Origin of the sequence: Campylobacter hyointestinalis subsp. hyointestinalis (assembly GCF_013372145.1) — a bacterium.
Lineage (GTDB): Bacteria > Campylobacterota > Campylobacteria > Campylobacterales > Campylobacteraceae > Campylobacter > Campylobacter hyointestinalis.
Genome location: NZ_CP053827.1, coordinates 1,344,783 through 1,366,627 on the forward strand (window position 1 = coordinate 1,344,783; position 21,845 = coordinate 1,366,627).

18 protein-coding genes are annotated in these 21,845 nt (G+C 35.6%); 4 read left to right on the forward strand and 14 right to left on the reverse strand.

The window, feature by feature from the left end; all coding sequences use genetic code 11:
• Positions 1-8: 8 nt before the first annotated feature.
• The 5 genes from CHHT_RS06950 to thiC form a co-directional block, all read right to left on the reverse strand.
• Positions 9-1,616 carry a hypothetical protein gene (locus CHHT_RS06950; protein WP_034963696.1) on the reverse strand — a complete coding sequence of 536 codons (1,608 nt, stop codon included), beginning with the start codon at positions 1,614-1,616 and terminating at the stop codon, positions 9-11.
• 265 nt (positions 1,617-1,881) lie between these two features.
• Positions 1,882-3,465, reverse strand: a complete 1,584-nt coding sequence (locus tag CHHT_RS06955; protein WP_034963694.1) for an ABC-F family ATP-binding cassette domain-containing protein — start codon at positions 3,463-3,465, stop codon at positions 1,882-1,884.
• An 8-nt stretch (positions 3,466-3,473) separates the two neighbouring features.
• Positions 3,474-4,664 carry a tetrahydrodipicolinate N-succinyltransferase N-terminal domain-containing protein gene (locus CHHT_RS06960; RefSeq protein ID WP_034963692.1) on the reverse strand — a complete coding sequence of 397 codons (1,191 nt, stop codon included), beginning with the start codon at positions 4,662-4,664 and terminating at the stop codon, positions 3,474-3,476.
• 181 nt (positions 4,665-4,845) lie between these two features.
• A complete protein-coding gene (locus CHHT_RS06965) occupies positions 4,846-5,922 on the reverse strand; it encodes an Mrp/NBP35 family ATP-binding protein (protein ID WP_034963690.1) in 1,077 nt (358 codons plus the stop codon).
• Positions 5,919-7,271: a phosphomethylpyrimidine synthase ThiC gene (gene thiC / locus CHHT_RS06970; RefSeq protein WP_034963688.1), complete on the reverse strand. Its 1,353-nt coding sequence runs from the start codon at positions 7,269-7,271 to the stop codon at positions 5,919-5,921. Before thiC ends, CHHT_RS06965 begins: the two co-directional genes overlap by 4 nt.
• Positions 7,272-7,428: 157 nt before the next feature.
• Between thiC and CHHT_RS06975 the strand changes: the two genes are divergently transcribed.
• The 4 genes from CHHT_RS06975 to CHHT_RS06990 are packed head-to-tail and all read left to right on the forward strand — an operon-like array spanning position 7,429 to position 11,104.
• Entirely contained in the window at positions 7,429-8,547 is a 1,119-nt protein-coding gene (locus CHHT_RS06975) for a bifunctional 2-C-methyl-D-erythritol 4-phosphate cytidylyltransferase/2-C-methyl-D-erythritol 2,4-cyclodiphosphate synthase (RefSeq protein WP_034963685.1), read from the forward strand.
• Positions 8,544-9,434, forward strand: coding sequence for a response regulator (locus CHHT_RS06980; protein WP_074898822.1), 891 nt, complete (start codon positions 8,544-8,546; stop codon positions 9,432-9,434). The genes CHHT_RS06975 and CHHT_RS06980 overlap by 4 nt, the downstream gene beginning before the upstream one ends.
• Positions 9,412-10,590 (forward strand): sulfate adenylyltransferase, encoded by a 1,179-nt coding sequence (locus CHHT_RS06985; RefSeq protein ID WP_034963681.1) that lies wholly within the window; start codon positions 9,412-9,414, stop codon positions 10,588-10,590. The genes CHHT_RS06980 and CHHT_RS06985 overlap by 23 nt, the downstream gene beginning before the upstream one ends.
• A gap of 58 nt (positions 10,591-10,648) precedes the next feature.
• Positions 10,649-11,104 (forward strand): phosphatidylglycerophosphatase A family protein, encoded by a 456-nt coding sequence (locus tag CHHT_RS06990; RefSeq protein ID WP_034963679.1) that lies wholly within the window; start codon positions 10,649-10,651, stop codon positions 11,102-11,104.
• Here CHHT_RS06990 and CHHT_RS06995 read toward each other — a convergent pair.
• From CHHT_RS06995 to CHHT_RS07035, 9 genes are all read right to left on the reverse strand, one after another.
• Positions 11,097-11,543 carry a hypothetical protein gene (locus CHHT_RS06995; protein ID WP_034963678.1) on the reverse strand — a complete coding sequence of 149 codons (447 nt, stop codon included), beginning with the start codon at positions 11,541-11,543 and terminating at the stop codon, positions 11,097-11,099. The two genes, CHHT_RS06990 and CHHT_RS06995, sit on opposite strands and share 8 nt — an antisense overlap.
• 51 nt (positions 11,544-11,594) lie before the next feature.
• The gene (locus tag CHHT_RS07000; RefSeq protein ID WP_034963676.1) at positions 11,595-14,669 is read right to left on the reverse strand and encodes a cytochrome c biogenesis protein CcsA; all 3,075 of its coding nucleotides are present in this window, start codon (positions 14,667-14,669) and stop codon (positions 11,595-11,597) included.
• Positions 14,670-14,736: 67 nt separating this feature from the next.
• The gene (locus tag CHHT_RS07005) at positions 14,737-15,432 is read right to left on the reverse strand and encodes an ABC transporter ATP-binding protein (protein ID WP_034963674.1); all 696 of its coding nucleotides are present in this window, start codon (positions 15,430-15,432) and stop codon (positions 14,737-14,739) included.
• Positions 15,429-16,193, reverse strand: a complete 765-nt coding sequence (locus CHHT_RS07010; RefSeq protein ID WP_034963673.1) for an ABC transporter ATP-binding protein — start codon at positions 16,191-16,193, stop codon at positions 15,429-15,431. The genes CHHT_RS07005 and CHHT_RS07010 overlap by 4 nt, the downstream gene beginning before the upstream one ends.
• Positions 16,190-17,233, reverse strand: coding sequence for a branched-chain amino acid ABC transporter permease (locus CHHT_RS07015; RefSeq protein ID WP_034963671.1), 1,044 nt, complete (start codon positions 17,231-17,233; stop codon positions 16,190-16,192). Before CHHT_RS07015 ends, CHHT_RS07010 begins: the two co-directional genes overlap by 4 nt.
• Positions 17,234-17,235: 2 nt before the next feature.
• Positions 17,236-18,132 carry a branched-chain amino acid ABC transporter permease gene (locus CHHT_RS07020; RefSeq protein ID WP_034963669.1) on the reverse strand — a complete coding sequence of 299 codons (897 nt, stop codon included), beginning with the start codon at positions 18,130-18,132 and terminating at the stop codon, positions 17,236-17,238.
• Between the two features lie 241 nt (positions 18,133-18,373).
• The gene (locus CHHT_RS07025; RefSeq protein WP_034963667.1) at positions 18,374-19,489 is read right to left on the reverse strand and encodes an ABC transporter substrate-binding protein; all 1,116 of its coding nucleotides are present in this window, start codon (positions 19,487-19,489) and stop codon (positions 18,374-18,376) included.
• Positions 19,490-19,645: 156 nt separating this feature from the next.
• Positions 19,646-20,206: a c-type cytochrome gene (locus tag CHHT_RS07030; RefSeq protein ID WP_034963665.1), complete on the reverse strand. Its 561-nt coding sequence runs from the start codon at positions 20,204-20,206 to the stop codon at positions 19,646-19,648.
• A 145-nt stretch (positions 20,207-20,351) separates the two neighbouring features.
• Positions 20,352-21,644: a major outer membrane protein gene (locus CHHT_RS07035; protein ID WP_034963663.1), complete on the reverse strand. Its 1,293-nt coding sequence runs from the start codon at positions 21,642-21,644 to the stop codon at positions 20,352-20,354.
• Positions 21,645-21,845: the final 201 nt, after the last annotated feature.

Below are 21,845 nucleotides of genomic sequence, written 5' to 3' on the forward strand. Positions count from 1 at the left end.
TTATCACCTCAACCGTGAGCCGAACCTACAGCTCCAAAATCATTATAGCTATCATAGTTACCAAATCCAGCTTCAACAAAAGCTCCATACATAAATGCATCATTTGCTTGTTTGCTTACGCCCGCTATAAAGCTAAGTCCTTTTACATCGACGTGAGAACCTGAATTTAGTCTAACGTTTTGACCTCCTAAGGCACCGAAATTTGAGCTTTCTCCTCCATTACCCATAGTAGCAGATGAGGCGTTTTTCATACCGCTTGAGCTAGCCATCTCTGCTCCTTCATTTACCATAGCACCCATCATAGCACTCGTTTCAGCGATATTTTTTTGTTTTTCATTGTCTTCTACCTCAGAAACTCTCGCAACTATTTTTTTAACATCTTGACTATTTTGTTCATTTGGTGCAGATAGACTAAATGTATAAATTTTTGAAACTCCGCTTACCACTTTTTGGGTTCTTGCTTGTCCATCTAGCGTATTTGTCAAATCGCTAGGGGCTTTTATGATGCCATGTGTTTTTTCTATGAGTTTTATCTCATCACCTAAATTTAGTTTTATACCCCCTGTAGACATAGCTACACCTATTTTTGATCTACTTAGATCAGTTACTTCTGTAGCACTTAAAGTAAGCACGGTATCATCTTTGGCGATATTTTCAGGTAGATAGAAATTTAAAAACTCGAAATTTTTAATATCTTTTATAGAGATACTTTTTTTATTTTTGATAATAAGAGTATTGCCTGTAAAGACATCTTTGACTGTTTGTTTATTAGGATCAAACTTATTAGGATTAAGATAACCGCCGTAAAGTATAATATCGTTGGCAAATGTAATATTTTTACCGTCGCTTCCATCTATAATTACCCTATTATTTACGGCTACTTGACTTGCTGTATCTATTTTCCCAGCGTAAATATCTTTTTTAAATTCACCGCCTTTTATCTCTACTGTATTTGAATAAGCAGATTTGTTGTTATTATTTTCACCACCGGCGACGTATCCATTTATAGTACCACCGGTTATTAAAACCTTATTATTATATATATCGCCACCTCCGCTATGGACTGCAGAAGTTGCGGCACCTACTACATTTTTTATAGTTCCACCTTGCACCTCAACGGTATTATTATAAGCCTTATTTGTATCGACTGCAGAGATATTTGCACCATATACTGTATCTATAATTCCACCGGTAACTAATACACAATTATCATAAGCATCACTATCGTTTGAAAAACCAGCCATAGCAATTTGTAAATTTCCACCATTTATTATAAGTTTATTATTATAAGCTTTGCCTTTTTCAGAAGAAGCGGTATATACGTATTCGGTAACTTTACCGTTGATTATGGTAAAGGTATTATTATACACATCTTCATCTGTTTTTACATCTACAACAAAAGCTTGTTTTGGATTTGTTACGCCCAAATCATCTGGATTATAATTAAAAGTTAGTTTATTTCCGTTAGTTATATTATCACTAAGTATAAAATTAAACCCTGGTTGTTGTGGTTTTAAATGACTGCCTCCGTTTTTGCCATCATAAGTAAAATCAATAGGATCAGCAGAATAAAGCGCACTGCACAGGGCTAAACTAAACAGTGAAAATCGCTTCATACCCCCCCCCTCATTTCTATAACTTTAAAATATTTATTTTGCATTAAACTCCCTTGTAATATTTGATAAATTAAAATTATAAAAATTGGCATTATAATAAAAAATTTCTTAAATTTAAATTTATTATTGATATTTGATATTTAATTGATTAGATAAAATCCAAATTTAAGTAGTTTAAATTTGGATTATTTCTCTGCTATATTCGTATTTATCTTTTAGATATGTAGAACTCAACAAAATAGAGTGTATTTTGTATATTAAAATATCAAAGCTCACAACTTTCGCGGTATTCTTCGTAAGTGCCTTTAAAGTCGACTATCTCGCCATTACCTTTTAGATGCAAAATTCGATTTGCGAATGCATCTATTAGCTCTCTATCGTGGCTGACACAGATACAGCTTCCGCTAAAGCTATAAAGCGCTTCGCCTAAAGCGATGATGGCTTCAAGATCAAGGTGGTTATTTGGTTCATCAAGTACTAGCAAGTTTGCCCTTTGGAGCATAAGCTTAGAAAGCATAAGTCTATGCTTTTCGCCACCGCTCAAACTGCCGACTTCTTTTTCTTGTTCTAGCCCACTAAAAAGCATTCTTCCAAGGCATTTTCTTATCTCATCTAGATCTTTATTTTTAGAGTCTTGTAGCCACTCATAAAGCTTCAAATTTCCACTTATTTTGTTTGAGCTATCTTGCGCAAAATATCCAAGCTCGATAGTAGCTCCGATATGGATTTTGCCACTATCAGCTGGCATTTCGCTCATTATGATCTTACACAAAGTCGATTTTCCCACACCGTTACTTCCGATGATAGCTACTTTATCGCCTTTATTCATCTTAAAACTAAAGTCTTTTAGTATGATTTTATCATCAAAGCTCTTATTTAGATTCGTTAGCTCGATCAGCTCATTGCCTATCTCGCGATTTGTTCTAAAAAGTATGCTAGGATCACGCCTACTTGATACTGCGATATCTGCGATATCAAGCTTTTCGAGCTGTTTTGCTCTACTTGTAGCTTGTCTTGCTTTACTAGCATTTGCACTAAAACGGGCAATGAATTTTTCTAACTCTTCTTTTTCTTTTAGCTTCTTATCGCGTTCCATCTCAGCTTGTCTGCTCATCAAATTTGCAGCGATATACCAGTCATCATAGTTTCCTACAAACTCTCTGATACGTTTAAAATCCACATCTAAAATATGCGTACAAACACGGTTTAAAAAGTGTCTATCGTGGCTGATGACCACAAGAGTTCCCTCGTGATTTATGAGTTCACGCTCTAACCACGCTATAGCGTCAAGATCTAGGTTGTTTGTCGGCTCATCTAAGAACAAGATGTCTGGTTTTGGGAACAAGACTTGAGCTAAAAGCACCTTAAATTTATCCGAACTCTCAACCTCGCTCATAAGCTTATCAAAACTATCAAATCCAAGTGAGCTTAGGATTTTTTCTATGCGTGTTTCATATTCATAAGTCGGATCTTCTTCGGCACTGATGATCTCAAGCTCACTCAAACGCTCATTTATCTCATCTGTAAATTCTTCGCTCATATAGAGTTTTTCTTTCTCTTTTACCGCGTCATAAAGCCTTTTATTACCATATAATACGGCGTCTTTTATAGAAAAATTCTCAAACGCAAACTGGTCTTGACCCAAAACTCCAACTTTTTTACCATTTTCTATCACGATATCGCCGCTAGTGTGTTCTACTTCGCCACTTAAGATCTTTAAAAATGTAGATTTTCCAGCACCGTTTGCACCGATAAGACCGTAGCGATTATGTGCATTTAGTTTTAAATTTACATCTTCAAAAAGAAGTTGTTGCCCAAATCTTTGTGTTAAATTTTTGACTTCTAACATACTTTTCCTTAGTGCAAGTCAGCATTTAGCTTGATAGCTCTTTTGCTAATGCTTGCTGTGATTTGTCCGTTTTGGCTATTTTGACGATAATGAAGTCCGTTTAGATTTGCAAGCTCAAGCGCTTTGTAAATATCGCGATCAAATTTAAAATCCGGATTTATCTTAGCTAGTTCGGCTCTGTTTTTCTCATCTATAAACACCTTAGTTCCCTCTAAAATAGCAATACCAGCATCCACGATACAATTATCGCCAAGAGGCACTCCAGTAACTGAGTTTGCACCGAGCAGACATTTTTTACCTACGCTTATAGCATTTCCGTTTGTTCCACTTAATACGCCTAAAATCGACGCTCCACCACCCACATCGCTTCCATCGCCAACACTTACTGAGCTACTTACCCTGCCCTCTACCATCACTGATCCAGTGGTTCCAGAGTTGAAATTTATATATGCGGCTCCTGGCATAACAGTCGTTCCAGCTGCCAATTGAGCGCCCATACGTACTTTTGCTGAGTCTAGTATCCTAGTGTTGTCAGCTGGCACGATATGGCTTAGATAGCGTGGGAATTTATCTACGCTTACTATAGACGGATACCAACCTTTCATTTTAAGCCAAATTTCATTCTCTCTTAGATATTCAAGCTCATAAGGCACGCCATGAGAGTCCCAAGCTAAATTTGGAAGTATTCCAAAAGCTCCGTTTAAGTTGATACCTCTGATTGCTACCTTGCTAAGCGATAAAAGATAAAGCTTTAGATACACACTCTCCACACTCATAGGAGCCGAATCTTCATATATAAATGTTACGACAAATTCGCTTTGTTCGTCACTTTCTTCGTTTAATATCTCGTCTAAAACTAGCAAATTTTGGATATTTTTATGTTTATCGCCTTTGCTTTGTGGCACTAAAAAGTCAAAAACTTCCAAAGCATCTCTAACGGCAGGAGCTGTGAGCGCTACTACGCATTCGCTTTGGCTAAAGTCGATCTTAAGTCCGTTTTTTTCTATAGCCCAGACTAAAACAGCAGCGCTTCCGTAGTTTTCTTTGTAGTTTACTACGCTGTAATTTACACTAAGACTTTTATGACTTTTACCTTTTTGCACTCTACCTATAGCAAAAGCTAGCGGGTCTTTATAGCCGTCTTTAGAGCGAATTTCATCTGTGAATTTTTTAAGATCATCTAGATTTTTAATGCTCATAATATTCCTTTAAATTTATAATTTTTGGCTGATTATAGCTAAAAGTATATTAGAACTAAATTTGACGAGATATTTTGGTAATCTTAATGAATAAAATTTGAGTTATTTTATAGCTATCGCTTATGGGTACGTTTAAAACGTACCCCGTTAAAGCAAATTTAAAATGTTAATAAGATAAGTCTTAGTGACAAGCGGCCTTTCCACTCATATCTGGTTGAATAGCAGAGTTATCGGCTCCACCATTTGCGTTTATCTCTTCTATCTTTTCCCAAAGCTTAATAGCAGCGGCGTCATATCTTTTTGCACTAACCGAGTTTGGCTCATAGAAGCTTACTGGTTTTCCAGTATCCCCACCTATCCTGATGCTTGGCTCGATAGGGATCTGAGCTAAGATATCTACTTTGTATTCTTTAGACAAACTTTCCGTGCCGCCCTTGCCAAATATATCATACTCCTTACCACAATCAGGACATATAAATCCACTCATATTTTCTACTATTCCAGCGATCGGAATATGTAATTTATTGAACATATCAAGGCTTCTTGCTGAGTCGTCAAGCGCGACTGTTTGAGGAGTGCTTACGCATATTCCAGCAGTTACCGGAACGCTTTGAGCTAGAGTGATCTGTGCATCGCCAGTTCCTGGAGGCATATCTAAAAATAACACATCTAGATCGCTCCACATAACGTCATTTAGTAACTGAGTGATGGCTTTCATTATCATAGAACCTCTCCACATAAGTCCTTGACCATGGCTTATAAGTACGCCCATACTCATCATCTCGATACCATGAGTTTGCAATGGAGCTAGTCTTTGACCTACTACTGTGGGCTCTGTATTTTCACATCCTAACATTCTAGGGATATTTGGACCATAGATATCAGCATCTAAAAGTCCTACTTTCTTACCTAGTTTTGCCATAGATATCGCCAAATTTAGCGTGGTAGTAGATTTGCCTACACCGCCTTTTCCACTACTTACCATTACGAAATTTTTGATTTGTGGGGCTATATTTTGCCCGCTTCTGCTATTGCTTTTTTCAGGCTCCATTTTTGGGGCTTGGATCACTACTTTTTTACCTAAATTTAAAGCTTCTATATCCATCTTTACCTTAGTTGCTACTTCTGGTTTTGATGAAACTATCTCTACGACGATATCAGGATCTAGTGATTTTACAAAATCAAACTCAACTATACTTTTTTTAAATCCCGGATATATAACCTTTTTTAACTCTTCTAGTATCTGCTCGTTTGTCATTTATTCTCCTTAGGATAACTTTCACATTCGTTTTTTGCTATCTCTTTACTTATCTTATAAGCACAGAATTTAGGCCCGCACATAGAGCAAAACTCAGCTTCTTTAAATACGTCTTGAGGCAAACTCTCATCGTGAAGCTCTCTTGCTTTATCTGGATCTAATGCTAGCTCAAACTGTTTGTTCCAGTCAAAATTATATCTCGCATCGCTCATCGCATTATCTCTATCGATAGCTCCTACTCTACCAAGAGCTACGTCAGCTGCGTGAGCGGCAATCTTGTGTGCTATTATACCATCTCTTACGTCTTTTGCATTCGGCAGTCCAAGATGCTCTTTTGGAGTAACATAGCAAAGCATACTTGCACCGTGGTATGCGGCCATAGTTCCACCTATCGCGCTTGTTATATGGTCATACCCTGCACCTATATCAGTAGGAAGCGGTCCGAGGATATAAAACGGCGCGTCGTGACAAAGTCGTTGCTCTTCTTTCATATTGAACTCTATTTGATTAAATGGAACATGTCCTGGTCCTTCGACCATTACTTGAACGTTTTTCTCCCATGCTCTTTTTGTTAGCTCACCCAAAACTTCAAGCTCTCCGAGCTGAGCTTCATCACTAGCATCATGCAAACAACCAGGTCTTAAGCTATCGCCTAGGCTGAGTGCGACGTCATATTTTGCACAGATATCACAGATATCATCAAACGCTTCATAAAATGGATTTTCTTTATGGTGTTTCATCATCCAACTAGCCATAAGACTTCCACCACGGCTTACTATACCCATCTTACGTTTTGCTACAAAAGGCATAAGCCTTAGCAAAAATCCAGCGTGTATAGTAAAATAGCTAACGCCCTGACGAGCTTGCTTTTCGATACAATCAAGCATAATTTGTGAAGTAAGATTGTCTAAATCTTTGATATCGTGTATGATCTGATAGATAGGAACTGTACCTATAGGCACAGTAGAGTTTGCTATGATAGCTTTTCTTATCTCGTCTAGATCGCCACCTGTGCTTAAATCCATAACCGTATCCGCGCCATACTTCAAGCAAACTTGAAGCTTTTCTATCTCTTCGTTTATATCGCTTGCCAAAGCAGATGAGCCTATATTTGCGTTGATTTTGCATTTTACACTTCTGCCTATCGCCATTGGAATTTGATTTGTATGATTTATGTTTGCGGGAATGACTAGTTTGCCACTAGCTACGTTATTTCTTATATCATTTACGTCCAACATTTCTATCTTAGCGATATACTGCATTTCAGGCGTTATGATGCCATTTTTTGCGTAATACATCTGAGTCGGGGTCGGGTCGTTTTTACGGGCTTGGCACCACTCTTTTCTCATTTGACTTTCCTTATAATTTTCTTTAGATCTAGGTATTTTACTAAAAATTACTAAAAAAGAGATTAACTTACTCTTTTAAATTTAAAACTAAACTAATCACAATGTAAGAAAAAAAGTGTATAATTTCGTAACACTTTATCAGTTTATAGGAAGAATTTTGCTTAATATAACTTTAATTATGCTTGGGGCAGGAAATTCGACTAGATTTGGTCTGCAGTCGAAAAAACAGTGGCTTAGGATCGGGAATGATCCTCTTTGGCTATATGCGGCTAAAAATATCAGCTCAAACTATACATTTAAGGATATTATCATAGTCAGCAAAGAAAGCGCTTATATGAGTAAATTTAACTCTCATTTTAAGTTTGTCGAAGGCGGAGAGACAAGACAAGAAAGCTTAAAAAACGCTATGGCTTTAGTAGACAGCGAATTTGTAATGGTAAGCGACACGGCAAGACCAAATATTCCAAAAGAGCTGATCTTAAAACTTATAAATAACGCTTCAAACGCAGATTGTATAGTTCCAGCACTTAAAGTCAGCGATAGCGCTATATATCAAAACGAATACATAAATAGAGATGAGATAAAACTTATCCAAACACCTCAACTATCACGCTCAAGCCTACTTAGAACAGCACTTCAAACTAATAGCATTTTTACAGACGATAGCTCTGCTATAAAAGCTATCGGTGGCAAAGTATGGTATATAGAAGGTGATGAGAGAGCAAAAAAACTAACATATAAAGATGATCTTAAACATCTAAATTTAATGCCACCATCAAATGATATATTTTGCGGAAGTGGATTTGATGTGCATAAATTTACTAGCGGTGATTTCATAACTCTTGGAGGAGTTAAAATTCCATACGATAAAGCATTTTTAGCTCATAGCGACGGTGACGTAGCATTGCACGCACTTTGCGATGCCTTGCTTGGGGCTGCAGGACTTGGAGATATAGGAGAACTTTATCCAGATAACGATCCTAAATTTAAAGGTATAGACTCAAAACTACTTTTAAAAGATAGCGTAAGACTTATAAAAGAAGTTGGATTTGACATCATAAATGCCGATATCACCATACTCGCACAGCAACCTAAAATAAGTCCGTATAAAGAAGAGATGAGAAAAACTATCGCAGATATCTTAGGGATAGCGCTAAATAAAGTAAATGTCAAAGCTACTACGACCGAGCAGCTTGGGTTTGTAGGACGCAAAGAAGGCATAGCCGTAAGCGCGGCTACTAATCTTAAATATTTCAATTGGCAGAGTGCATTATGAAAGTTTTAATCGTAGAAAATGAGATATATCTCGCACAAAGTATGGCTAGTAAGTTAGCGGATTTTGGTTATAGCTGTGAAATAGCAACAAATGCAAAAGATGCCCTAAGAGATGATAAATTCGATGTCATACTACTCTCTACTGGGCTGATCGGACAAGACTTTTATCCAGTTATAAAAAAGCATCAAAGCTCTATCATCATACTTCTTATAAGTTATATAAGCAGCGACACAGTCTCAAATCCTATAAAAGCTGGAGCTGATGACTATATACAAAAACCATTTATGATAGAAGAGCTAGTAAGAAAAATCAAGCTTTTTGAATCGTACAAAAGATATGAGATTTTAAATACCACATACGAACAGGTCATAACTTCTTATCTAAAATCATATAAATTACCAAAATGCGACTTTAAAAAAGTGAAAATCCCTTTACTAATAGTAGCAAAAAGGAAGCAATACGCAGATAGCTTCGTATTTTTCTATGCAAAATGGATAAATTTAGCATACAAGCAAATTTCCGCACTTGATGAAGAGCTGATAACTTCATTAAAATCCTATCGTTCTCATTCGCTTTTATATATAACTGAATTTGATAAGATAGAAGAGAGTGAGCGAGAAGAAGTTTTAAAACTGATAAAAGATAAAAGCGCTATCTTAGCCACCGAAACAGATCTAGATATAAGCGGATTTGATAAAATGGTTATAAATATAGACTCAAACGGATTTGATGGAAGTGATATTTTGACTATCGATGAATACGTAAATCATATAATATTTGGCTATCAAGATACTTTTCCAGACACTGAACTATCAAAAAGACTTGGAATTTCTAGAAAATCACTTTGGGAGAAAAGAAAAAAATATGACATCACAAAGAAAAAATAGTACTATTCTTATAAACCAAGAAGCATTTGGCACTCTTTTACTTATCCAAAATCAAATACTAGGTAAATTTAATAAACTTATGAACGAAGATGAAGCGGACGAAGTGATAAGATCCGGATATTTTCAAAATGAGCCGATGCCATACGCCTATACTTTTGCTCCATTTGGTAAAAAAAATCAAAAAACCATACTAGAAGCCAAACAGGGCGATAAGATCGAGCTGATAAAAGATGGTAAAATAGTAGGGCATATAGTATGTTCGTCCGTATTTAAACTAAATAACGCCGAAGCAAGCATATTTAGAGCAAGAGATATCTCTTTGCCAAGCAATCAAAGAGCCGGCGAATTCGCTATCAGCGGAGAATTTGAGATATATCAAGACTCGCTAAAAGAAAGAAAAGCCTACACAAAACGGATCATAGAAAACTATAACATAAAAAAGATCACAGCCCTTATGCTAACGGCCGATCCATTTCATAGACTTCACGAAAGATTAGTAAGAATGACTATAGATAAAGCCGATCTACTAATAATATTTTTGATAAGAACGTTTGATGGCGATAAAAGACTTAGTTTTGATCTAAGGCTAAAAACACTTGAGTTTTTCAAAGACAACTTTTTACCTCACGATAGAGTCATCATAGTCCCTTTTGAAAATACGTATCTTTTTAATGATCATATAAATCCGGTGCTTGAGTGCATAGCCGCTCACAATTTTGGCGCTACAAAACTAGTCGTAGGTCAAAATCACGGCGGTATAGGTATGTTTTATGATGAAAGCGGAGCAAATACGGCGCTAGATAAGTACTCAAAAGATCTAAATTTAGAAGTGATAGTTATGCCTGAGTTTGTGTATTGTAACGAATGTCGTACCATAGTAAGTACAAAAACATGTCCTCACGGGCAACATCACCATATAAAATATCACGCAAATACCTTAAAAGAGTTACTTTATCAAGGTATATTACCGCCTGCTATTTTGATGCGTAAAGAAATTTCGGCTATGATCTTAAGCGAACTATTTCCAAATAGATTTTATGATTTGCAAAGAATTTATGACGATCTATTTCCAAATTCTGGAATACTTGAAAAGCATAACCAAAAAGAGTTTTACGAGCAGCTTATGAATTTATATCAAACTACATCATTAACTTAAAATCAATGATAATTACAAAATATTATCAAATATAAAATGGACTATATAAGGGATAACGATGCAAAAACTATTTTTAACATTTTTTGGAACAGGGCTTTTAAAACCAGCACCAGGAACTTGGGGAAGTTTAGCAGGGGCAATTTTTGGTGTTTTGATATTTAAATTTATAGGAGACCAAACACTATTTTTGGCTTCTTTGTTGCTATTTTTAGCTTCGATAAAGGTCATAAACGACTATGAGAGCAAAACAGGCTCTCACGATGCAAGCCATATAGTCATCGATGAAGTCGCAGGCGTATGGCTAGCTATCAGTATCAGTGGCGAAACGTGGATGCAAATAGCACTATCTATTATCTTCTTTAGAGTGCTTGATATAACAAAACCGAGCATTATAGGACGTATAGATAAGAACGTAAAAGGGGGACTCGGCGTTATGGGAGACGATATGGTAGCAGGACTCTTTGCTGGACTTCTTAGCGCGATCGTTTATCAAGCGATAAACTACGTTATCTAAAAGAGCGCCCATTCATACCATTTTCTTCTGATTTATCTACTTCCAATCCATAATTCGGGTTGGATTTTTTTATCTCATTATCAAGATATGAGATTATCTTTGCATCTGAATTCTTATGTCTTGATACTAGCATAATAAAACGAAGATATATTCTAGCCGCTGCTGGAGCGACGCCGTCTTCTTTTTGTGGGAATTTAAAGTTTGAGATAAAGTATTGAACAGCTTTAAATATAGCTTCTTTACTAGAGTTTGGATCCGAAACTATAGATATAAGATCATCTATAGTCAAATTTCTATCTTTTTGATTTGAATCCGTATTTGGCACGAAATTCGGCTTTGATCTTTTATTTTTCAAGACTATATTTACAACCAAAGCAACGATGATCATTAAAGCTATAATGATCAAGATGATAACGCCGAGTACTAATTTATCATTCAAACAAAAACCTTTTTAAATTTAAAAAATCCAGCCTTTAAAGGCTGGAAAAACTTATAAAGTTTTACTAAAATTCTTTCTTCTATAAGCTAAAGCCGTAATGATGAGCATAACAACTATAGCGATCCATATAAAATTCGGTACTGGAACAGGATCTCCAGCAGCGTAGCTATGCATACCAGCTAAATAGAAATTTACTCCGAAATACGTCATAATAATAGAACTATATCCAAACATAGACGCAACTGCAAATGCATACTGAGAATTTACGCTAGGAACAAATCTAAAATGAGCGATAGCAGCGTAAACTAGTATGCTTACAAGTGCCCACGTCTCTTTACTATCCCAGCCCCAGTAACGTCCCCAACTCTCATTTGCCCAAACTCCGCCAAGGAAGTTACCAAATACAAGCAAACTTAACCCAAGTATCATAGCCATCTCATTTATACGAGTTGCTTCAAGTATATTTCTTGAAAGCTCCGGATTTTCTTTTTTACCTTGCAAAGCAAATAAAATAAGAGTGAAAAATCCAAGCAAGGCACAAAGTCCTAAAAATCCATAACTAGCAGTGATAACACTAACATGTATAGTAAGCCAATAGCTTTGCAAAACAGGAACTAAAGTAGTGATTTGAGGATCTAGCCAACTTAAATGAGCGACAAAAAGAGTTACACCAGCAAGTATAGAAGTAAGGGCTAAAGAAATGGCCGATTTTCTAGCAAAAACAGTCCCACTAAGAGCTAGCGACCAAGCTATAAATACCATACTTTCATAACTATCACTCCAAGGAGCATGCTCTGCGATAAACCACCTAAGCCCAAGACCGATAGTATGTACTATAAAAGCCAAGATATTTACGAAATAAACTATCTTAAACACAAAATTCATTCTTATTTTTGGCTTTATCATTCTTACAAATACGACTATCAAAAGCGCAAAACCTGCTATCAGATAAACAGGAGTAAGGTTTTCAAAAATCTTGTATTTGTTAAAAACTAGTTCTAAATCAAGTTTTTCTTGCGAAGGCATTACGTTAGCGCCGTATTTTGCTTGATAATCTTTTAAAGCTTTTAAGCTTTCATTAGCCTTTTTCCAATTCCCATTTTCTTGTGCCACACTTACACTATCAAAATAATTTTGCAATAAGCTTGTCACCCTACTTCTCTCATCTCCAGTAAAGTTCATCATAGCGCCTGCTGGAGAGTACCAAGTATTGTTTGGATCACCTTCTTTAGGTATGACTTTAAACAACTCACCCATAAATACCATATATAAAATATTTAGTTTTTCATCGGCTTTTATCACATCTTTATCAAATTGATTTCTAGCTACTGGTGATTTCCTATTTGCAAGCTCACTATACTTTATAAGTTTATACTCCATATTTGCATCTGGATCAGTACTAAAAAAGTCGTTAAAACTAGCATATTTTTGATTTACAGGGATACCGAGTATCTTTTTAAGCCCTTTATCTGTTATTTTTATGATAGGAACATTTCTCCAATAAGACGAATTTACCATCATAGATAAAACAACGCTATTAGCATCCATTCCATTATAATTATCACTTCTATAAAGTTTATTTAAAACCTCATGTCCAACTGTATCAAACGGCTTCATTCTACCATCAGCACTTTGTACAACTATAGTAGCAATACCCTTTGCATGTTCTTTATCTATAGTAGGAAGGGAACTAAACGCTTGTAAATTATTTGCACCAAATAGCGCAATACAGGCTACTGCAAAGATAGCTAAATTTTTTGCATTAGCTTCATTTACTTTTGCGGCCAATTTTCTAAATCTCGAGTTTGGATTTAAAACATTTAGCAAAAGCCCTAAACCAAGTAAAAAATAACCTATATAAGTAGGAAGTTTTCCTGGGTCGTTATTTACAGAAAGTATAGTTCCTTTTTCATCCATATCATAACTACTTTGGAAAAATCTATAACCTCTATGATCCAAAACATGGTTCATATAAATATCATAGTCCATATTTAAGTCTCCGTCTTTGACTATAACGCTACTGCTGTAACTCATAGGAGAGTTTGATCCTGGGTAACGTTTTAGTTCAAAATCTTTTAAGTACAATGAAAACGGTAATTTTACGATCATCGGCGACCAAGCAACCTCAAACGTATCTCCACCTATCTCTACGTTATCAGGCTCCATACCGTTAAAAATAGGTAAAATAGCCTCTTGTCCATTATAGCTTAGTTTTACCATAAGAGCGTCCATACCGCGACTATTTTCATCGGCTTTTTTCACGCTTTTTACGCCACTTTTTAACATAGTCTTTGGAGCAAAGTTTATACCATCTATCGTATAAAGCCTAAGCCCTTCAAATTTAACAAGCTTATTTTTTTCGATCACACCTTTGCTCATATCTGCCATCTTCATATAGCTGACATCTTGATTTGTTTCTATAAAAAACTCACCATCTTTTAAAATAATATTGATAAATTTAGCTTGTTTTGGCTTGTCGTTGAAAGTAAAACTGATATCGTCTATCTCTATGCTCTCATTTGGAGATAAGCTAACAGCACGACTATTTGTTTCGTCTGAAAACAATACTTCAAAAATAGGTTTTCCGTCTTTACCCTCTACCCAAGCAGGAACTGCGTTTGGTATAAAATCCGAATAACTTAAAACTGCTGTACCATTTTTTGCAGGTAGTGAAAGCTCAAAGCTATTATTTCCAGTGCTAGACACATATATAGGCTTAGAAACAATGCCTGTTTTATCAGCGTCTATAGATTTTAATTGTATGTAATTTTGAGATGTAATTATTTCATTATTTTCACTGTTTTCTCTGATATGAATTTGTCCTTCAAAGCCTATATATCTTGTTAGAGCCGAACCCAAAAGGATAAATAAGAAGCTTACGTGAAATATAAAAACTGGAAGTTTTTTTAATGTAAAAAGCTTGTATTTAAAAATATTATAAGCCAAATTTACACCCAAAAGAAGCTGGATCAAAGCAAACCATCCAGCACCATAAACGATAGCCCAAGCAGTCTGAGTGTTATACATACTTTCTATAATAGTTGCTGCTCCACTAGCCACAGCAAATATTAAAAAAAGAATGATAGCTGAACCCATACTTAAGAAAATTTTTTTCAGAAAATCCATCATAATCCTTTTATTTTATCGAAAACGCCAAATTATATTATCAAAAAATAAATATTTTACTAATTCTTTAAGCACCCAAATATTTTCTTTTTATATCTTCATTGCCTATCATATCTTTGGCGTTGCCCTCCATCGCTATATGCCCATTTTCTAGCACGTAAGCATAGTCGCTTATCTTAAGCGCTAAGAATGCATTTTGTTCGACTAATAGTATGGTTATGCCTTCTTCTTTTAGTTTTACAATAATATCAAAAACTTCACCGACGATTTTTGGAGCTAGACCAAGGCTTGGTTCATCTAACATCAGTAATTTTGGTTCACTCATCAAAGCTCTTGAAATAGCAAGCATTTGAGCTTCTCCACCACTCAAAGTCCCTGCTAATTGATCTTTTTTTTGCTTTAAACGCGGAAAAAAGTCATACATAGCATCTCTTAAATGTTCATAATTCTCTGAATTATTAAAAGCTCCCATTTTGAGATTTTCTTCTACACTTAAATTTATAAAAACACGTCGTCCCTCAGGTACTAAAGCGATGCCTTGTTTTACTATCGTATGGGTTTTATGCCTTATTGTTTCATAACCAAGAAAGCTTATCTCTCCTGTGCGTCTTACTGAGTTTATAAGAGCATTTAAAGTAGATGTTTTTCCAGCACCATTTGAACCTATAAGGCTTACTATCTGCCCTGTTTCGACGCTAAAGTTTATACCTTTAACTGCTTCTATCATACCGTAATAAACATGCAAATTTTTAACATTTATCATTCCAAAAAATCCCCCAAATAAGCAGTTATAACTTCTTTATCTTTTACAGCGTCACTAGGAAGCCCCTCAAAGATAACTTTTCCATAATCCAAAACAAGTACTCTATCGCAAAGTTTATTTACAAATTTCATATCATGTTCTATCAGCAAAATGCTCAAATTTTTATCATTTTTTAAATTTGCTATGAGACATGCTAGCTCATCTGTTTCACTAGGATTCATACCAGCTACTGGCTCATCTAGCAAAAGAAGTTTCGGGTTAGTTGCTAAAGCTCTTGCGATCTCAACTTTTCTTTGGGCTCCATAGCTCAAATTCTTTGCAAACTCATCTGCAAATTTAGCTATTCCTAGCTCACCTAAGATATCATAAGCCTTTTGTTTTGCAGCTCTTTCTGCCCTGCCAAATCTTCCAAGATGCAAAACCGCTTCTGCAAAACTGTATTTAGTAGAGCTATTTAAACCTATCAAAACATTTTCTAAAACACTCAAAGAGTTAAAAAGACGAATATTTTGAAATGTTCTTGCTATACCTAAATTTACTATCTGGTGAGGCTTGACACCACTTAGACTTTTACCATCAAAAACCACTTGCCCACTACTAGGGCTGTAAGCTCCTGTGATTATGTTAAACATCGTCGTTTTTCCAGCACCATTAGGTCCTATTAGCCCAAATATCTCACCGCTATCCACGGCAAAACTAGTCTTTGCTATAGCTTGAACTCCACCGAAATTTTTACTAATATCTTGCAAGCTAAGTATCATTTCTTAATCCTCTTTTTAAACAGATCAAACAGTTCAAGTTGTCCCATTATGCCACGCCTTGCAAACAACATAACAAATATCAGCACCACAGAAAACACGACCATTCTAAGACCAGGATACGCGGACGTTTGATAGCCAAAAATGTTCATCGGCTCATCTAAGAACCTGAGCCACTCGCTTCCGCCGATTACTAGAATCGTTCCTAGTATCGCTCCAGTAGTACTTCCAAGACCACCTAAAACTATGATGATAAGCAGCTGAAACGTAAATATAAACGTAAATTGATCCGGACTTACACTGCCAAGTAACCCAACTAAAAGCGCTCCGCCGACACCTTCAAAAAACGCACTCACGCAAAAAGCCATAGTTTTTATCTTAAACGTATTTATACCCATAGCTAAAGCAGCGTCCTCATCATCACGAACAGCTTTCATAGCACGACCGAATTTAGAATATATCAAATTTAAAATAACGCAAACAGCGATTATAGCAACAAAACCGCTATAAAATATATTTGTATATTTACTTAAATTCCCTTCATTATCACTTCTTAATACTTCATTTAATCCTAAAGAACCATTTGTAAAAGCAGGGAAATTTACAGCTAAAAGCTGAATGATAAAACCAAACCCCAAAGTCACGATAGCTAGATAATCGCCCCTTACTCTAAAAACCGGCATAGCAAGAATCAGCGCCAAAATAGTCGCACAAATACCGCTTGCTATCATAGCAAAGATAAAATTCGTAGTATGGATAGCTAGTATAAAAGGCGATGGATCTTCAGCGTCGAATTGATAAAGCTTTGACTCGCTACCTAGTAGTAAAAGAGCCGCGACATACGCACCGACGGCCACAAACCCATTAGGCTCCAAGCTAAACTGACCAGTTACTCCGTTTATAAGGTTGTAGCTAATAGCTAAAATGATAAAAATAGCTATATTGTTTACAATACTTAAAGAATACTCACTAAAATAGTAATTGCTGAAAAATACAAATCCTATAGCTAAAGCAAAAAATATGATATGTAAAATCTTATTCATGACTAAAACCTGCTTTTTTCGAAATTATAACCAAGTATTCCTGTTGGTTTAAACAGTAAAACAAGTATCAAAAATATAAATGCAAAAGCGTCTTTAAATCCAGCCAAATCAGGGAAAAACGCTACTGCGACAACTTCGGTAAATCCTATGATAAATCCGCCTAAAACTGCTCCGCCCACAGAGCCTATACCGCCTAAAACAGCCGCCGCAAATGCTTTAAGTCCGATGAGAACACCCATCAAAGGATCAATACTAGGATAACTAAGAGCCCAAAATACTCCGCCAATCGCAGCCAAGCTTGAACCTAAAGCAAAAACTATGGAGATTATCATATTTGCGTCAATACCCATTAAATTTACAGTTTGTATATCAAAGGCAAGCGCCCTTATAGCCATACCGTATTTTGTTTTATAAAGTATGAAAAGCACAAAGCATAAAAGTATCAAAGTCAGCACAGGAACTAAAATAGCAGTCATAGATAAATTTATATTACCTACACTCACAACTTGTTCAAAATAACTAGGCACGTTAAATGATCTAGGAGCTCCACCGAAGATAACTTGAAAAAGGTTTTCTAGTAAAAAACTGATGCCTATAGCAGTTATCAAAAGCGATATCCTAGGTGCTTTTCTAAGCGGTTTATATGCTATTTTATCAGTCAAAACACCAAGAAGCGCCGCAACTGTTATAGCAAACAAAAGAGCAAACCAAAAAGGCAGACTAAAACTAGTCATAGATAGAAGTGCTGCGTAAGCTCCCACCATCATTATATCGCCATGAGCGAAATTTATAAGTCTTAAAACACCATATACCATAGTATAGCCTATAGCTATGAGAGCATACATAGATCCGAGGCTAAAGCCATTTACCATTTGCTGAAAAAATAGCGCACTATCCATAATCTTCCTACTTTTTTATTTCGAATTCCAAAACTAAATTTATTTTTTAAATATCAAATTTGATACTTAAAAAAGAGATCTCTAGCACCAAAAACAACATAAACCGCCCCATATAAAGCGTATTTTATAATGTAAAAATATCCCGATATATAAATAAAAAGTAAAAAGAAATTTAGCCCTAGGCTAAGAAACAAGGGCTAAATTTCAAACTTTTTAAAAGTTTATAAAACTTATCTATAGATCAAGGATTTACAGTATCTTTATAAACAGCCTTGCCGCCTTTTATCTCTTTGATGACAACTGAACGTACAGCGTTTCCTTTTTTATCTATATTGATGATACCAGAAACCCCCTCAAAGTTCTTCGTCTCTTTGATCTTGTTATTTACGCACTCTCTATCTTCTGGATTTTCGCAGCGATTCATAGCATCTATCATCAAAAAGTATGAGTCCGCGCCAAGAGCAGTAAAGCCAGGTATGTCATTGCTTCCCTTTTCTTTTGTGTAAGCTGCTACGAATTCTTTACTTCTGTTTGTAGGAGGATTTGTACTATCAAAAGCATCTGTATATAGATAACCCTCTGACGCGTCACCGCTAAGCTCTATAAAAGTATCGTTTGATACGCCATCCCCACTAGCAAACTGAGTTTTTAGACCGATTTGTTTTGCTTGACGAATTACAAGAGAAGCTTCAGGATGATAAAAAGGCATATAAACCAAATTTGGATTTAAGCTAGCTATTTGAGAAACTATAGCTTTAAAATCCTTATCTCCACTACTGATCTTTAGCTCTTTTAGAACTTTGCCACCGTTTTTCTCATACTCTTTTTTAAAGGCTTTTGCAAGACCGATAGAATAAGATGTTGATTGATCTATAACGATAACAGCCGTTTTAAGATCTGCTTTTAGGGCATAAGCAGCAAAACTAGTTCCTTGAAACGAATCCATAAAAGTAACTCTAGCACCGTATTTTGCACGATCAAGCAGCTTGTCAGCAGTAGCAGCAGGTGCTATCATAGGGACTTTTTTCTCATCTGCTATCTGTAAAACTTGCTGAGTGTTACCAGTGACCATAGCTCCTATCAGACCAGCAACTTTATCATCACTTACAAGTCTAGTAGCGCTTGTAGTTGTTTCTACTTTATCGCCTTTATTGTCTACTAAAACTAGCTTAACACTATCTCCGTTTTTTAGTTTCGGCTCTAAGCGATTTGCCATTTCTATACCAGCCCAAGCTGTTTGACCATAAGCAGCCACAGCGCCAGTGATAGGCATAATGACGCCTACTTTTACTTCTTTTGCTATCATTGATGAAGTTGCAAGCAGAGCTATAGCCGCAACAAGTGAAATTTTCTTCATTAGCACTCCTTATTAATTGTAATCATAAATGATACATAAAATTATCTTAATAAAAGAAATGATTATATGGAAAAGTTAAATTTATGCTTATAGTTGTAACAATTTGAAATATAAATTTGAATTTAGTAAGATTTTACGTGGAAAAACCACGTAAAATTATTGTAGATAGCTTCCTTGAGATGAAGGTTTTGTGCTTATGTCGCCATTTTGATCGTCATCTTGTTTTACAAATGCGTTATCGCCTTTAAGATAAGCTATGATATCTCCTACTTGAGAAAAGTTTACGTTTTTTGCCATAGGTTGCATAACGTATTTTAGTTGTCCACCAAAATCAGGATCCGAGTTGTAAGCTGACATAGACGCCGCTATATCTTCGCCACTCATCTTGCTAAGACGCTCGCTAACTCCCATAGCTCTTTTTGTACCTTTTTCACCATGACAGTGCAAACAGTTTTCATTGTACAGAGCTTCACCTCTAGCGGCATTATAACCTCTGTTCTTATCTACTCCTATATTTATAAATCCACCGTTATTGTCTTGTGGTGCTTTTTTATATACGTTTATAGATACATTTTCATCAGCCGCATACTTTTCTACCAAAGCTTTAAGCTCTCTACCAAAATCCCCTTTGGCTTCTATGACATAGCTACTATCGTCAGCCGCACATAAAACCGTCGCAAGAGATGCAAAAAGTAGCGATTTTTTAAGCAAATTCATAATCTTCCTTGAAGTTAAATTTGGTAAATTATACAAAATATTTATTTAATACTTGGTAAAGTATAGATTTTAAATTTAAGATAAGTAATTTTTAAGAAAAAAGAAGTTTTTGGAAGTAGAGCCGAAAGCTCGGCTCTATGATAAATTAGAAGTTGTATCTAGCTTCAAATCTGAAGTGATCACTCTTAAGATCTTTTACTGCATCTTTACCATCTATCTCATAGTGAGACCAAAAAGTTTGGAAGTTAAGTTTTTTACTATATTTATAGCTTAGTCTTCCAACTACTTCATAAGCATCTTGTTTGCCAACCGCAAGATCTTTAGTAATTTTACCACTTGCATAATCAACACCTACTCTAAATTTTTCTAAGAAAGAGTAACCGGCAACTATAAACCAATAGTTATTGTCACCACCAAAATATGAATAAGTATCATATAGATCTTCACCAGCTTCTATAAATTTACCTTGATCTTCATAAGATATAACAGAAACCTTATCTTTTCCATCAGCTGAGAAATCTACATAACCTACTCTAGCGTCTACACCATAAGCTTTAGCAGAAGCTTCGATAGCCCAGAAATCAGCGTCATCAGCTAAATTATTTGTTCTATCTTTAAAATCACTATCTATGCTTGAACCAGCATATTGACCGTGTAAGCCAAGGTTAAAGTCATTAACATCAAAGTTTACAGCTACATCTATAGCATATAGATCAGTAACGTTTTCTAGCATAGCATACCATAGTTGGAAGCTAACTGGATCATAGGAACCAATAGCGGCTACGCCATAAAGATTGTTTTGGTAAGTATAATAATCACCTACCTTATCAGTTTGAGCTCCACCGTTTCCAAATGCAGGTTTACTATTAGATAGCAAATGTCTTGTGCCAATATGTTGATCGCTTTGTAGATCATCGAATGCTATCGCTGCTAAAGTAAGACCTGTAATATCTGTATTAAGTACTTTAATACCTGTACCTACCATATCATCAGTAAAGAATGTACCTAAAACTTGACGACCAGCTTGGATAGTAGTGTTACCAGCTTTGTATCCTAATAAGAATTGTCTAACGTTGAAAGTTTGACCATAGTTATCAAAACCTTCGTCGTCTTGAGCAGTCATTGTTCTACCAGCATTATTACTTGTGTGATCTCCAGATTCGTCTCTACTATCGTATCTAAAGCCAATTACACCAAAAAAATTGTCATCTAGTGCGGCTTTAAAGTCTATAGTAGATGTAAATCTATGGTAAGATTTATTACTATTTTTATCATTTGCTTTGTTTGCATTGTCAGTTTGAGTACTGTCAAATCTATATCTAGCCCAGCCAGATACATCTACGTTTTTTATAGCTTCTTCAAGTGGAGTTGCACTTGCAACGCTTGAAAGAGCACCAGCAGCTACGATAGTAGCTAAACTCATTTTAACTAATTTCATTTCTTTCTCCTTGTGAAAAGTTCAATAGTGATTTTAGTGAGTATAAGCTTAAAAATGTATAAATTTTGATAAAATCTTTACCGATTGTTTACCAAATGAGTAAATTTGAACACTAGTAAATATATAAAATCACGAAGTTTTTTATAAAAAAGATAACCGTTTAGATAGCAAATTTAGGAAAAATAGAGCCGAACAAGTCGG